16 protein-coding genes are annotated in these 14,188 nt (G+C 39.5%); 14 read left to right on the top strand and 2 right to left on the bottom strand.

What is annotated here, in order from left to right; genetic code table 11:
* The first annotated feature begins 14 nt into the window (after positions 1–14).
* Together lspA and ispH are read left to right on the top strand one after the other, a co-directional pair.
* Positions 15–506 (top strand): signal peptidase II, encoded by a 492-nt coding sequence (gene lspA / locus ADA56_RS06210; protein WP_049369834.1) that lies wholly within the window; start codon positions 15–17, stop codon positions 504–506.
* Entirely contained in the window at positions 503–1,447 is a 945-nt protein-coding gene (ispH, locus tag ADA56_RS06205) for a 4-hydroxy-3-methylbut-2-enyl diphosphate reductase (protein WP_049369833.1), read from the top strand. Before lspA ends, ispH begins: the two co-directional genes overlap by 4 nt.
* Positions 1,448–1,495: 48 nt before the next feature.
* On the opposite strand, the gene copM is transcribed toward ispH, so the two are convergent.
* Positions 1,496–1,867: a CopM family metallochaperone gene (copM, locus tag ADA56_RS06200; protein ID WP_049357924.1), complete on the bottom strand. Its 372-nt coding sequence runs from the start codon at positions 1,865–1,867 to the stop codon at positions 1,496–1,498.
* A 131-nt stretch (positions 1,868–1,998) separates the two neighbouring features.
* On the opposite strand from copM, the gene rdgB reads away from it, so the two are divergent.
* The 7 genes from rdgB to ADA56_RS06165 all read left to right on the top strand — a co-directional run bounded on the left by rdgB (position 1,999) and on the right by ADA56_RS06165 (position 8,309).
* A complete protein-coding gene (gene rdgB / locus ADA56_RS06195; RefSeq protein WP_049369832.1) occupies positions 1,999–2,598 on the top strand; it encodes an RdgB/HAM1 family non-canonical purine NTP pyrophosphatase in 600 nt (199 codons plus the stop codon).
* 38 nt (positions 2,599–2,636) lie between these two features.
* Positions 2,637–2,954, top strand: coding sequence for a heavy metal-binding domain-containing protein (locus ADA56_RS06190; protein ID WP_005698058.1), 318 nt, complete (start codon positions 2,637–2,639; stop codon positions 2,952–2,954).
* 144 nt (positions 2,955–3,098) lie between these two features.
* Entirely contained in the window at positions 3,099–3,449 is a 351-nt protein-coding gene (locus tag ADA56_RS06185; RefSeq protein ID WP_049369831.1) for a helix-hairpin-helix domain-containing protein, read from the top strand.
* Between the two features lie 212 nt (positions 3,450–3,661).
* Positions 3,662–4,516, top strand: coding sequence for a formate transporter FocA (gene focA / locus ADA56_RS06180; RefSeq protein WP_049369830.1), 855 nt, complete (start codon positions 3,662–3,664; stop codon positions 4,514–4,516).
* Between the two features lie 53 nt (positions 4,517–4,569).
* The gene (pflB, locus tag ADA56_RS06175) at positions 4,570–6,882 is read left to right on the top strand and encodes a formate C-acetyltransferase (RefSeq protein ID WP_049369829.1); all 2,313 of its coding nucleotides are present in this window, start codon (positions 4,570–4,572) and stop codon (positions 6,880–6,882) included.
* Between the two features lie 129 nt (positions 6,883–7,011).
* On the top strand, positions 7,012–7,752 hold the full coding sequence (gene pflA / locus ADA56_RS06170; RefSeq protein WP_049369828.1) for a pyruvate formate lyase 1-activating protein: 741 nt from the start codon (positions 7,012–7,014) through the stop codon (positions 7,750–7,752).
* 53 nt (positions 7,753–7,805) lie between these two features.
* Positions 7,806–8,309, top strand: a complete 504-nt coding sequence (locus ADA56_RS06165) for a surface-adhesin E family protein (RefSeq protein WP_049369827.1) — start codon at positions 7,806–7,808, stop codon at positions 8,307–8,309.
* A gap of 120 nt (positions 8,310–8,429) precedes the next feature.
* Here ADA56_RS06165 and efp read toward each other — a convergent pair whose 3' ends face one another.
* Positions 8,430–8,996, bottom strand: coding sequence for an elongation factor P (efp, locus tag ADA56_RS06160; protein ID WP_005695259.1), 567 nt, complete (start codon positions 8,994–8,996; stop codon positions 8,430–8,432).
* A gap of 36 nt (positions 8,997–9,032) precedes the next feature.
* Here efp and epmB point away from each other — a divergent pair, with 36 nt between their 5' ends.
* From epmB to rlmD, 5 genes are all read left to right on the top strand, one after another.
* A complete protein-coding gene (gene epmB / locus ADA56_RS06155; protein ID WP_049369929.1) occupies positions 9,033–10,049 on the top strand; it encodes an EF-P beta-lysylation protein EpmB in 1,017 nt (338 codons plus the stop codon).
* Between the two features lie 74 nt (positions 10,050–10,123).
* Entirely contained in the window at positions 10,124–11,518 is a 1,395-nt protein-coding gene (oapA, locus tag ADA56_RS06150) for an opacity-associated protein OapA (RefSeq protein ID WP_049369826.1), read from the top strand.
* Between the two features lie 105 nt (positions 11,519–11,623).
* Positions 11,624–12,031 (top strand): MliC family protein, encoded by a 408-nt coding sequence (locus ADA56_RS06145; RefSeq protein WP_049364780.1) that lies wholly within the window; start codon positions 11,624–11,626, stop codon positions 12,029–12,031.
* Positions 12,032–12,038: 7 nt separating this feature from the next.
* Entirely contained in the window at positions 12,039–12,743 is a 705-nt protein-coding gene (recO, locus tag ADA56_RS06140) for a DNA repair protein RecO (RefSeq protein ID WP_049369825.1), read from the top strand.
* Between the two features lie 36 nt (positions 12,744–12,779).
* Positions 12,780–14,090 carry a 23S rRNA (uracil(1939)-C(5))-methyltransferase RlmD gene (gene rlmD / locus ADA56_RS06135; RefSeq protein ID WP_049369824.1) on the top strand — a complete coding sequence of 437 codons (1,311 nt, stop codon included), beginning with the start codon at positions 12,780–12,782 and terminating at the stop codon, positions 14,088–14,090.
* Positions 14,091–14,188 lie beyond the last annotated feature (98 nt).

The raw sequence follows: 14,188 nt of genomic DNA, 5'->3' as shown, positions 1-14,188 counted from the left end.
ACAGATAATTTCCTATGACAAAAAATAAAACAGGACTTTCATTCCTTTGGTTAAGTGCGGTCGCATTTATCCTTGATTTACTGACCAAATATATCGTAGTGCAACGCTTTGATCTCTATGAAAGCGTGAACCTATTACCCGTTTTTAATTTAACCTATGTGCGTAACTATGGCGCAGCGTTTAGCTTTTTAGCTGAGCATGATGGTTGGCAGAAATATTTCTTTATCGTGCTAGCAATCGGGATTTCTTTAATGCTGGCTTACTTTATGAAAAAGAATTCTGCAGAACAAAAATTACAAAACTCGGCTTATGCGTTGATTATTGGCGGTGCGTTAGCGAATATGGTAGATCGTGTGTACAACGGTTTTGTGGTGGATTTCTTAGATTTTTATTGGGATATTTATCATTATCCGGTATTCAATGTAGCAGATATTGCGATTTGTATTGGTGCGGGTTTATTAGCATTAGATGCCTTTAAAGGTGATAAAAAGAGCGGTCAAAAATGAAGATAATTTTAGCCAATCCTCGCGGATTTTGCGCAGGTGTCGATCGAGCCATTAGCATTGTTGAATTAGCGCTTGAAATTCATGGCGCACCGATTTATGTGCGTCATGAAGTGGTGCACAATCGTTTCGTGGTAAATGGTTTGCGTGAGCGTGGAGCGATTTTTGTGGAAGAACTGAGCGAAGTGCCTGATGGCGCTATTGTGATTTTCTCTGCTCATGGTGTGTCACAAGCCGTTCGTCAAGAAGCGAAAGATCGTCAGTTAAAAGTATTTGATGCAACTTGTCCGTTGGTAACCAAAGTACATATGCAAGTGGCGCGTGCGAGCCGCAAAGGGACGAAAGCGATTTTGATCGGACACAAAGGGCATCCCGAAGTGGAAGGCACAATGGGGCAGTATAATAACGCTGAAGGTGGTATTTTCTTAATTGAAAGCGTGGAAGATATTGCTCGTTTGCCGGTTCAAGAAAATGATGATTTAACCTTTATGACACAAACCACACTTTCTCTTGATGATACGGCGGAAACTATCAGTGCATTGAAAGACAAATATCCTGCTATTCAAGGCCCACATAAAAACGATATTTGCTATGCCACAACCAATCGTCAAGAAGCGGTGCGTGAATTAGCAAAACAATGTGATTTAGTGGTTGTTGTAGGTTCTAAAAACTCATCGAATTCTAACCGTTTAGCTGAGTTGGCATCACGTATGGGCGTGAAATCAAAATTGATTGATGATCCAAATGATGTGGCAGCAGATTGGTTTGAAGGCGTTGAAACAATTGGTGTGACTGCGGGGGCTTCAGCACCAGAAGAGTTGGTGCAATCCGTGATTGCTCGATTAAAAGAATTTGGTGCCGATACTATCGAAGAGCTTCAAGGCTTAGAAGAGAATATGTTCTTTGAAGTGCCAAAAGAGCTACGAATAAAAGAAGTAAACTAATTCTATTAAAAAAGTGCGGTTAATTTACCGCACTTTTTTTGTGTTATTTTATTTTTTATTGTGCACTTTAAGCCATTTTTGCATTTGTTCAATTTCTGCCTGTTGAGCGTTAATAATATTCTCAGCAAGCTTACGCATCTCAGGATCTTTTCCGTATTTTAATTCAACTTCCGCCATTTTTACTGCGCCAATATGGTGTGGCAACATACCTGCTGCAAAAGCAACATCAGGATCTTTATATTGCGCAGCTGCCATCATGTCTTGATGCATTTGACTCATACCTTGCATCAATTCTTGTTGCATTGCAGAATCTGTCGACATTGGCATATTCATGTGTGCTTGATGCGGTTGTTCATTAGCTTGGGCATAAATTGAAACTGCAGCAGCGCTAAGTGTGATAAAAGTCATAAGTTTTTTCATGTTTTTCTCCTATGTGATAACTGAATGAGTACCAATCATAAACTTTGACCTAAGGTTAAAGTCAATATTTATTCCGAAAATTTTTGGTGAGGTGCTAAAATAAGACAATATTTGATATGAGGGACAGAATCATGAAGCAAAAAATTGTGCTTGCCACGGGCAATAAAGGCAAAGTAAAAGAAATGGCGGATGTATTAGCCAATTTCGGTTTTGAAGTGATTGCTCAAACGGATTTAGGCATCGAAAGTCCAGAGGAAACGGGCTTAACGTTTGTCGAAAATGCGATCCTTAAAGCACGCTATGCAGCTGAAAAATCAGGTTTACCGGCAATAGCGGATGATTCTGGTCTCGTGGTGGATGCGTTAAATGGTGCACCTGGATTATATTCTGCACGCTATGCGGGTGTAGATGGTAATGAAGCTGATGCGAAAAATCGTGAAAAATTACTGGCAGAATTAGCTGATGTTCCATCTGAACGTCGCCAAGCAAAATTTGTGAGTACGATTGTGTTATTGCAACACCCAAGTGATCCTTCTCCAATCATTGCTCAAGGTGAATGTGAAGGGAATATCATTTATGAAGAAAAAGGTGAAAATGGCTTCGGTTATGATTCGCTCTTTTTTAGCCCAGAAAAAGGCTGTACTTTTGCAGAATTAGAAACCGTAGAGAAAAAGAAAATCTCTCATCGTGCGAAGGCATTAGCTATTTTAAAATCAAAATTAAGCGTCTAAAGTGCGGTTAATTTTTAACGAGAATTTAAGGATACAAAATGATTGTGACAACAACCCCTAATGTTGAAGGGAAACAAATCGTAGAATATAAACAAGTCGTCTTCGGTGAGGTGATTGCGGGTGCCAATTTCATGCGTGATTTTTTTGCTGGCATTACGGATGTGATTGGTGGGCGTTCTAGTGTTTATGAGCGTCGTATTAGTCGTGCGCGTCAAGATGCGTTGAAAGAACTAGAAGAAAAAGCCTATGCCTTGGGTGCTAATGCTATTGTTGGCGTGGAAGTTAACTACACAACAGTGGGCACGAAAAGCATGTTTATGGTGATTGCAAGTGGCACGGCAGTGGTGGTGCGCTAAGGTCGTTTTTTCATTTACTTAAATGTGATTTTTGCGATCAGGATCGCAAAAGTGCGGTCAATTTCTTGCGTGTTTTGGGTGTTTCTTAAAAATGTCGCTGTTGATATGAATCAACGGTACTTTTTGTTAATAAAGGACATTTTTATGAAATTGATGAAACATTTATTTAGTTCATTATTTGTTGCGACCACAATGTTGAGCTCGCAAGTGTTTGCAGAAGAAAAGGTGGCTGAACAGGCTCAACCTCAAGCGCAAGTTCAGCAACAAACCGCATCACAAACTACACAACAAGCAGTGAGTGATAAATTAAATATCAATACCGCTAGCGCATCAGACATTCAAAAAGCACTGATTGGTATTGGGGCGAAAAAAGCAGAAGCCATTGTGCAGTATCGTGAAAAACACGGTAATTTTACTATGGCAGAGCAATTGCTTGAAGTACAAGGCATTGGTAAAGCAACGTTAGAGAAAAATCGCGATCGTATTGCGTTTTAATCTGCGTTATTTATATATAAAAAGCGGGATAGTGATATCTCGCTTTTTTTGTATTTGAAGATAAAATTTACCAAAACTTGCAAAATATCAAATTTTTTTGAAATAAGTAGGGGATTTCTTGCAAAGGTTTTTTAAGAGAGTAGAATGACGATAGGTATCAAAATACCTATGTTGAAGTATAAAAATAATCAATCAATTATTTGGAGTAAGATATGGCATCAGAAAATTTAAATCAATCTTCTGTTGCTCTCACACCAGTTGAAGCAACGGATTATGCTGAAAACGTCGCTGCGTATAAAGCGCAAAAACGTCCATTTTTATCATTCATGTCTGGTATTAGTGCTGGGGCTTGTATTGCTTTAGCCTTTGTATTTTATACGACAACTCAAACAGCGAGCGCTGGTGCGCCTTGGGGATTAACCAAGTTAGTAGGTGGATTAGTCTTCTCTTTAGGCGTAATTATGGTGGTGATTTTAGGATCTGAATTATTCACCTCTTCTACTTTAACCTTAGTTGCCCGCGTAGGCGGTAAGATAACCACAACTCAAATGATCCGAAATTGGATTGTGGTATATTTGGGCAACTTTGTGGGCGGTTTATTTATTGCTGCAGTGATTTGGTTTGGGGGACAAACCATGGCAGCAAGTGGTCAATGGGGTTTAACCATTTTGGCAACCGCGCAACATAAAATTCATCATACTTGGTTTGAAGCATTTAACCTTGGTATTTTATGTAACATTATGGTGTGTGTAGCGGTATGGATGTCTTATTCCGGTAAAACTGTTACAGACAAAGCATTTATTATGATTATGCCAATTGGCTTATTTGTGGCATCAGGTTTTGAACACTGTGTGGCAAATATGTTTATGATTCCGCTTGGCATTATTACAGCACATTTTAGTACACCAGAATTTTGGCAACAAATAGGTGTGGATCCAATGAAATATGCAGACTTAGATCTTTATCATTTCATTGTGAAGAATTTAATTCCCGTAACGTTGGGCAACATTGTGGGCGGCGCAGTTTGTATCGGCTTATTCCAACGTTATTTAACCAAAGCTCACTAATGTACTAACGAACTAACAGACTTATTTTTTATCAATTAAAAAAGGAAATGACTATGTCAGAACTTAATGAAGCACAAAAAGTTGCGTGGGCAGGATTCGTTGCCGGTGATTGGCAAGAAAACGTCAACGTGCGTGATTTTATTCAAAAGAACTACACCCCGTATGAAGGTGATGATTCTTTCTTAGCAGGTCCAACCGAAGCGACAACCAAACTTTGGGAAACCGTTATGGAAGGAATTAAAGTTGAAAACCGCACACATGCGCCATTAGACTTTGACGAACATACGCCTTCAACGATTACTTCTCACGCACCAGGTTATATCAATAAAGACTTAGAGAAAATCGTAGGTCTTCAAACCGATGCTCCATTAAAACGTGCCATTATGCCATTTGGTGGTATTAAAATGGTGGAAGGATCATGCAAAATTTACGGTCGTGAATTAGATCCTGAAGTGAAAAAAATCTTCACTGAATATCGTAAAACCCACAACCAAGGTGTATTCGATGTTTATACGCCAGACATTTTACGTTGTCGTAAATCAGGTGTATTAACTGGTCTTCCAGATGCTTACGGTCGTGGTCGTATCATCGGTGACTATCGTCGTGTCGCACTTTATGGTGTTGACTTCTTAATGAAAGATAAATACGCACAATTCACTTCTTTACAAAAAGACTTAGAAGATGGCGTAAATCTAGAAGCAACTATTCGTTTACGTGAAGAAATCGCAGAACAACACCGTGCATTAGGCCAAATGAAACAAATGGCAGCAAGTTACGGTTTCGATATTTCTAATCCTGCAACTAACGCGAAAGAAGCAATTCAATGGATGTACTTTGCTTACTTAGCAGCAATCAAATCACAAAATGGTGCAGCGATGTCATTCGGTCGTACTGCAACCTTCATCGATATCTATATCGAGCGTGATTTAAAAGCAGGTAAACTTACTGAAACTGAAGCGCAAGAATTAGTTGACCACTTAGTCATGAAACTTCGTATGGTTCGTTTCTTACGTACACCTGAATACGATCAATTATTCTCAGGTGACCCAATGTGGGCAACAGAAACTATCGCAGGTATGGGTTTAGATGGCCGTACATTAGTCACCAAAAATACATTCCGTATTTTACATACCCTTTACAACATGGGTACTTCTCCAGAACCAAACTTAACAATTCTTTGGTCTGAGCAATTACCTGAAAACTTCAAACGTTTCTGTGCAAAAGTATCGATTGATACCTCATCAGTTCAATACGAAAACGATGATTTAATGCGTCCAGACTTCAACAATGATGACTACGCAATCGCATGTTGTGTATCACCAATGGTGGTGGGTAAACAAATGCAATTCTTCGGTGCGCGTGCAAACTTAGCAAAAACATTGTTATACGCAATCAACGGCGGTATCGATGAAAAATTAGGTATGCAAGTTGGTCCGAAAACTGCACCAATCACTGATGAAGTGTTAGATTTCGACACAGTCATGACTCGTATGGACAGCTTTATGGATTGGTTGGCAAAACAATACGTGACTGCCTTAAACATCATCCACTATATGCATGATAAATATTCATACGAAGCAGCATTAATGGCATTACATGATCGTGATGTATACCGTACCATGGCTTGTGGTATCGCAGGGCTTTCTGTTGCAGCGGACTCACTTTCAGCAATTAAATATGCGAAAGTTAAACCAATTCGTGGCGACATCAAAGATAAAGATGGCAATGTTGTAGCAAGCAACGTCGCGATCGACTTCGAAATCGAAGGTGAATATCCACAATATGGTAACAACGACAACCGTGTTGATGACATCGCTTGTGATTTAGTTGAACGTTTCATGAAGAAAATTCAAAAACTTAAAACTTACCGCAATGCTGTGCCTACACAGTCTGTATTAACCATTACTTCTAACGTGGTTTATGGTAAGAAAACTGGTAACACCCCAGATGGTCGTCGCGCAGGTGCACCATTCGGACCAGGTGCTAACCCAATGCACGGTCGTGACCAAAAAGGTGCGGTCGCATCGTTAACTTCTGTGGCTAAACTTCCATTTGCTTACGCGAAAGATGGTATTTCTTATACCTTCTCAATCGTACCAAATGCGTTAGGTAAAGATCCAGAAGCACAACGTCGCAACCTTGCGGGCTTAATGGATGGTTACTTCCACCACGAAGCCGCAGTAGAAGGTGGTCAACACTTAAATGTGAACGTATTAAACCGTGAAATGTTATTAGATGCGATGGAAAATCCGGATAAATATCCGCAATTAACCATCCGTGTATCTGGTTACGCAGTACGTTTCAACTCTTTAACTAAAGAACAGCAACAAGACGTCGTCACTCGTACATTCACAGAATCGTTCTAAAACACGATAAAATTTAACCGCACTTTAGCGGGAACATAAAAATTATGAGCCTGATTTAAGTCAGGCTCATTTTTTATAGATAATATTTTTGATAAAATTTAGCTAGATTTATTTTTTGGAAATTTATGTATGTCTGTTTTAGGAAGAATTCACTCCTTTGAATCCTGTGGTACCGTAGATGGTCCCGGCATTCGTTTTATTTTATTTATGCAAGGCTGTTTAATGCGTTGCAAATATTGCCACAACCGTGATACTTGGGATCTTGATGGTGGTCGCGAAATCAGTGTGGAAGAACTCATGAAAGAAGTCGTGAGCTATCGCCATTTTATGAATGCAACCGGTGGTGGTGTGACAGCATCAGGTGGTGAAGCCATTCTTCAAGCTGAGTTTGTACGAGATTGGTTCCGAGCTTGTAAAGCAGAAGGGATTAATACGTGTTTAGATACCAATGGTTTTGTACGTCATTATGACCATATTATTGATGAACTACTCGATGTAACTGATCTCGTTTTGCTTGATTTAAAAGAGCTGAACGATCAAGTGCACCAAAATCTTATTGGAGTGCCAAACAAACGGACGCTTGAGTTTGCGAAATATTTGCAAAAACGTAATCAGCGAACCTGGATTCGTTATGTAGTCGTTCCAGGTTATACCGATAACGATCATGATGTTCATCTGCTCGGACAGTTTATTGAAGGTATGACCAATATTGAAAAAGTCGAACTTCTCCCTTATCATCGATTAGGTGCCCATAAATGGAAAACCCTTGGCTTTGACTATGAGCTCGAAGATGTTTTACCGCCGACAAAAGAATCACTTGAGCATATTAAAACAATCCTTGAAGGATATGGACATACGGTAAAATATTAAGCTAAGGTATAAAAAGATTAACAGCAGGCTTTAGAAAGCTTTAAGGAGTAAAAATGAAAAAATTAGCATTAACGATTTTAGGTGTAGCCCTTTTAGCAGGCTGTTCAGCTGTTCAATCGCCAGTTACACAAGAAGAGGTGACATTAACGCCACCTTCAAAAGATAGGGTAGGGTATGTTCGATTAGTAAAAGATAAAAATTACTACATTGATACCGATTCAATTTGGGTGGATAACCAAGATTTAAACCAAGTGCATTTTGATGCCGTGGTGAATTTGGATAAAGGTTTATATGTGTATCCAAATGAGAAAAGACGTTATGCACGTTCTGTTCGCCAATATAAAATCTTAAACTGTAAGAACTACCATTTAACCCAAGTTCGTACGGATTTTTATGATGATTTCTGGGGTGAAGGTTTACGTGCCGCACCGAAAAAACAAGAGAAATACACCATTAGCTTAAAGCCTAATACAACGCTCTATGCGGCTGCGCAAGTTATTTGTGTTAACTCAGATAGAAAACCTTCTTTAGAGTTAGAAAGCTCAAAAGCAAAATAATCAATCAAAGTGCGGTTAGAAATAACCGCATTTTTTATCTCTATGAAACTAATGAGCAGGCAATAAAAACGGCCAATATTCATTAAATATTGACCGCGCTTTTCATCTCTCAATGAAAGATTATTTCACACGAGAAACGTATTCGCCTGAACGAGTATCGACTTTAATTACTTCACCGATTTGAACGAAAAGAGGTACTTTCACCACAGCACCAGTACTTAATGTTGCTGGTTTACCGCCTGTACCCGCAGTATCACCTTTAAGACCAGGGTCAGTATCGATGATTTCTAATTCTACGAAGTTTGGTGGAGTGACAGTAATTGGCGCACCGTTCCATAAAGTCACGATACAATCTGCTTGGTCTAATAACCATTTTTCAGCATCACCCACTGCTTTTGCATCAGCAGAGTATTGTTCAAATGTTTCAGGGTGCATGAAGTACCAGAATGCATCATCTTTGTATGAATAAGTCAGGTTAAGATCCATAACATCAGCAGCTTCAACCGAAGTACCAGATTTGAAGTTTACATCTAATACTTTGCCTGAAATTAATTTACGAATACGAGTACGAGTAAAAGCTTGGCCTTTACCTGGTTTAACGAATTCGTTTTCAACGATCACACAAGGCTCACCGTCTTGCATAAATTTTAGACCTGGTTTGAAATCACTGGTAGTATATGTAGCCATATTAAAAATATCCTAAAAAATAGAGATTGTTTGAAAGTGCGTATTTTAACCCGAAATATTGCGATTAGAGAAGAACAAAATTGGTTAGAAACCCTAAAAAATGCGATTTCTGATCCGAAAATCTTATTAAAAACCTTAAATTTGCCCGTTGAAGATTTTGCCGAGGATATCGCTGCTCGTAAACTTTTTGCTATGCGAGTGCCTTTACCTTTTGTTGAAAAAATGGAAAAAGGGAATCCTAAAGATCCACTTTTTTTACAAGTGATGACATCTCAACAAGAATTTATTGAGGCCGAAGGGTTTAGCCAAGATCCTTTAGATGAGCAACAAAAAAATGCCGTGCCTAATATTCTGCATAAATATCAAAATCGCTTGCTGTTCATGGCAAAAGGAGGCTGTGCAGTTAACTGTCGCTATTGTTTCCGTCGTCATTTCCCTTATGATCAAAACCCAGGCAATAAAGCGAGCTGGCAACAAGCAATAGACTATATTGCGGCCCATCCAGAAATTGAAGAAGTGATTTTTTCGGGTGGCGATCCGATGATGGCAAAGGATAGTGAATGGGCATGGCTATTAGAACGCCTTGAAAAAATACCGCACTTACAGCGTTTACGTATTCACTCTCGTTTGCCAGTCGTGATTCCAGATCGCATTACGGATGAATTTTGTGATTTATTGCTAAAAAGCCGATTACAAGCGGTGTTTGTAACGCATATCAATCACCCAAATGAAATTGATGAGGCGCTCTCTTTGGCTATGCAAAAACTGGCAGGTGCTAAAGTCACCTTACTTAATCAATCAGTCCTTTTAAAAGATGTGAATGATAACCCACATACATTAAAAGTATTGAGCGATAAGCTATTTCAAGCGGGAATTTTGCCTTATTACTTGCATTTATTGGATAAAGTGCAGGGGGCGAGACATTTTTATATCTCAGATGAGAAAGCATTACAAATTTACAAAGAATTACAGGCGCTCACTTCTGGCTATTTAGTGCCCAAATTAGCACGAGAAATCGGCGGAGAGCCAAATAAGACTTTATACACCGCTTAAGATCCGATAAAATACGATTCAATTTTTCACCGCACTTTTGTGCGATCTTTAGTTTAGCAAATCGAGGTAATACCGTGGATAATAAAAATCAACCTAACGACAATTCATCTCAAAATGAATTAGATTTAGGATTTAATCACTCTGACTCTGTGACACCAAGAAAACCGGTTCAACAAAGTGGCTCAATTTTTGATAAAGCCAAAGGTTTATTTGGTAAAAAAGAACAGCCAGATACACAATTCCATGTTCGTCGCGAACCAACTTTTGGTGCGGCAGCAAGCCAACCTTTTTCACCTTCTCAAGCATTCCAAAGTGAAAATACTGAACAATCAGTGCAATCCAGTGCTTTCGGAGCTCAAGAGCCCGTTGAAAATGTTCAAGTAGAAAACGTAGCGGAAGAAAAAGTGATTTTTGAAAATTCACCTGCAGAAGAGATTGTGGAAGAAGTGACAACTCAAGCCGAAACAGTTGCACCGGCAGCAACCGCTGCGGCAGCAAGCTTGAAATCACCAGAAAAATGGAAGGTTTTACAAATGTTACCAGAAAAACATCGCCGTTTATTTATTGCTATCTTGGGGTTAGTGGTATTGTTGATCATTTTCTTCACCCTAAAACCAAATTCAGATACGGTAGAGTCTTTTGAACAACAAAACAGCAATGAAATTCCGGTTCAATTCCAATCATTGGATCAGTCTCAACCGGTTGAAACCACTGTATTAGATAACAATAATACTACGGCTCCTGCAACAACAGAACAAACAGCAAATGACGCTAAATCAGATACACCTCCAGCCATGGAGTACGTAGGTGATAAAGCAGATGCGGCGAAATCACAACCTGCAGAGCCTGCACAACAAACTGTTGCTCAACAACCAGCAACTCAATCTGCACCGGTTCAACCAGCTGTTGCTCCTGCACCAGTTAAAGAACCTGTGAAAACAGTGCAACCAACTGTAGAAAAACATACCACAACAGTTGAGCATAAAGCAGAACCTCGTCGTGAACAAACATCGGTGGTTCAAGAGAAAAAACAACCTAAACTTGTAGCGGAAAAAGCAACAGTTCAGCCGACTCAAACCGTGAAAAAAGAGTCAAGCAAAATTCAAGAGGCGAAACCGGTTGCGACTAAAGACAGTAAGGTTCAAATTGTGGAAGCGAAATCAGCAACCCACAATGCGGTGAAAGCAGCTGAACCTGCAGCACAAACTGCTTCAACCGGTGCAACAAAAACATTAACTGTGCCTCAAGGTGTCTCACTGATGCAAGTATTCCGTGATAATAAATTGAATATTTCAGATGTGAATGCCATGACAAAAGCAAGCGGTGCAGGTAATGCATTAAGCAGTTTCAAACCTGGTGATAAAGTACAGGTTTCGTTGAATAGTCAAGGCCGAGTGAGTGAGCTTCGTTTATCAAATGGCGGTAAGTTCATTCGTCAAGCCGATGGTTCATATCAGTATAAAAAATAATTTTTAGTGGGCGAGTAATCGCCCATTTTTCTAGATAAGATTGTTTATCCTTGCTCATTTCGTAAAGTGAGCAATCATAAACAAACCTTGATGGAAATAGAATTCATGTTAAAAAAATTAAGCGTAATTTTGACCGCACTTTGTCTTTCTGCTTGTTCACAAAATGTTGAATTAAGCAAACCCGCACCACAGAAAATGAAAGTGCAAACCGTTGATAAAAAATCCCAAAAGGGTTCAGCGACGGTTTATTTGTGTAAAGGCAATAAAGAAGTGAGTGTGGTTCATACCAAGCAAAAGCAGAAAAGTAAAAAAACACTCAGTCAGGTGACCGTTACTTTTAATGATGTAACCGAAAAATTGACACGAGTGATTTCTGAGCGTGGGAGAAATTATGCGAATATTCGTTGGTATTGGCAGGAGCGTGATGACTTCAGTCAATTACAAACTAGTGTAGGTGAAGTGCTCGCAGAACGCTGTGTGAAACAACCAAGTGAATTAAAATCAGGCAAATAATTCTTGTATGGATCTCCAACGCGGCTTTGTGTTACATCGTCGTCCTTATAGTGAAACCAGCCTTTTGGTGGATTTGTTCACAGAAGAAACAGGGCGTTTGACGGTTATTGCAAAAGGTGCACGTGCGAAACGTTCTGCATGGAAATCTGTCTTACAGCCTTTTACGCCATTACTTCTTCGTTGGTCAGGAAAAGGTGCATTAAAAACGCTCACCAAAGCAGAGCCCGCAGCAATTACTCTGCCTTTGCAGCAAACGGCTTTATATAGTGGCTTTTATGTGAATGAATTGATTACGCGAGTGATCGAGCCCGAAACGGCCAATCCACAACTTTTTCAGCATTATCTGCACTGCTTAACAGGCTTAGCGACTCAGCCACAGGTTGAACCTACATTACGCTTATTTGAATTTCATTTACTTAAAATCTTAGGTTATAGCATCGATTTTCTGCATTGTGCAGGCTCAGGTTTACCAGTGGATGAATCGATGACTTACCAATACCGTGCGGAAAAGGGTTTTATCGCCTCGTTAGTGAAAGATAACTTAACCTTTTATGGACGAGATTTACTTGCTTTTGACCGTTTGGAATTCACCGATGAATCGGTATTACAAACGGCAAAACGTTTTACTCGCATCGCACTTAAACCTTATTTAGGCGATAAGCCGCTGAAAAGTCGAGAATTATTTACGCAAAACGTACTTTATTTAAAATAATTCCTTTCTTTGATACAAATAAATTAAAACACCATCATGGCTTTACTTTACGCTCCACAAAAAAAACAGAAAACCAAACAAAAAGTTGTCGCTGAAATTCAGGATTTAGATTATCAAGGGCTAGGTGTCTCTAAAATTCAAGGTAAAACCTGGTTCATTGAAAATGCCTTGCCAACGGAAAAAGTGGAAGCGGTAGTCACCGATGAAAAACGTCAATATGGGTTAGCCATTGCACAAAAGTGGCTACAAAAGAGTAGTCAGCGTGTTGAACCGCAATGCAGTTATTATGAACGTTGTGGTGGATGCCAAGGGCAGCATATCCCTGTAGAAATGCAGCGTAAAGCGAAAGAAAAAGCCCTTTTTTCTCGATTAAGTAAACTGCAAGCAGAGCCTATTCAATTAATGCCCATGATTTGTGGCGAACAATGGGCTTATCGTCGTCGCGTACGATTAAGTTTACTGTGTAATGCTAAAAACAAAATCATTGAAATGGGATTTCGTCAGAAAAATTCCAATCAGTTAGTGAGTATTCAGAAATGCTTAGTGGCAGAGCCTGCTATCAATGATCTTATCCCAAAATTGACCGCACTTTGGGCGCAATATTTAGCCCCGAAACAATTAGGGCATATTGAATTAGTTTCAGCAGAGAATGGCGTAGCCATGTTGTTACGTTACAAAGGAAATCTAGCTGAAACTGACCGCACTTTATTGCTCGAGTTTGCACACCTCAATGCCGTGAATTTGTTTTTACAAGATGATCAAAACATCCAACTTGTGCATGGTGAAATGCCCTATTATGCGTTAGACGATATTCGTTTATCTTTTGATATCCGCGATTTTATTCAAGTGAACACCCACTTAAATCAGCAAATGGTTGATACTGCTTTAGACTGGCTTAATTTAAATCCGGATGATCATGTATTAGATTTGTTCTGTGGCATGGGCAATTTCACGTTGCCTTTAGCCAAACGTGTGAAAAGTGCGGTTGGAATTGAAGGTGTTTTGGATATGGTGAAAAAAGCCCAAGCGAATGCACAGTTTAATCACATCGATAATGTTGAATTTTATCAAGCCGATTTAGACCAAGCTTTTTCAGAACAGACTTGGGCAAAACAACATTTCAATAAAATTCTTCTTGATCCGCCTCGCAGCGGTGCGGCTTTTGCACTGAATTCGTTATGTGAGCTGGGTGCAGAAAGCATTCTTTATGTATCTTGCAATCCCGCAACTTTAGTACGAGATGCTGAGATTCTTCGCTTTTTCGGCTATCGCATTATCAAAACCGCGATGATTGACATGTTCCCAAATACCAGTCATTTGGAGTCGGTGACATTATTTATCAAATAAGGTGTAAATTCTGATAGAATAATCGGACTTTTTTGTTGTCTTAAAAAGACAACTCGGTTGACAGGATGTTGCCGAGCCATATTCATCAACAAGGGGGG

The organism is Parahaemophilus parainfluenzae, from assembly GCF_001055095.1.
Taxonomy (GTDB): Bacteria; Pseudomonadota; Gammaproteobacteria; order Enterobacterales; family Pasteurellaceae; genus Haemophilus_D; species Haemophilus_D parainfluenzae_Z.
This window is presented reverse-complemented; position numbering and strand designations above follow the sequence as displayed.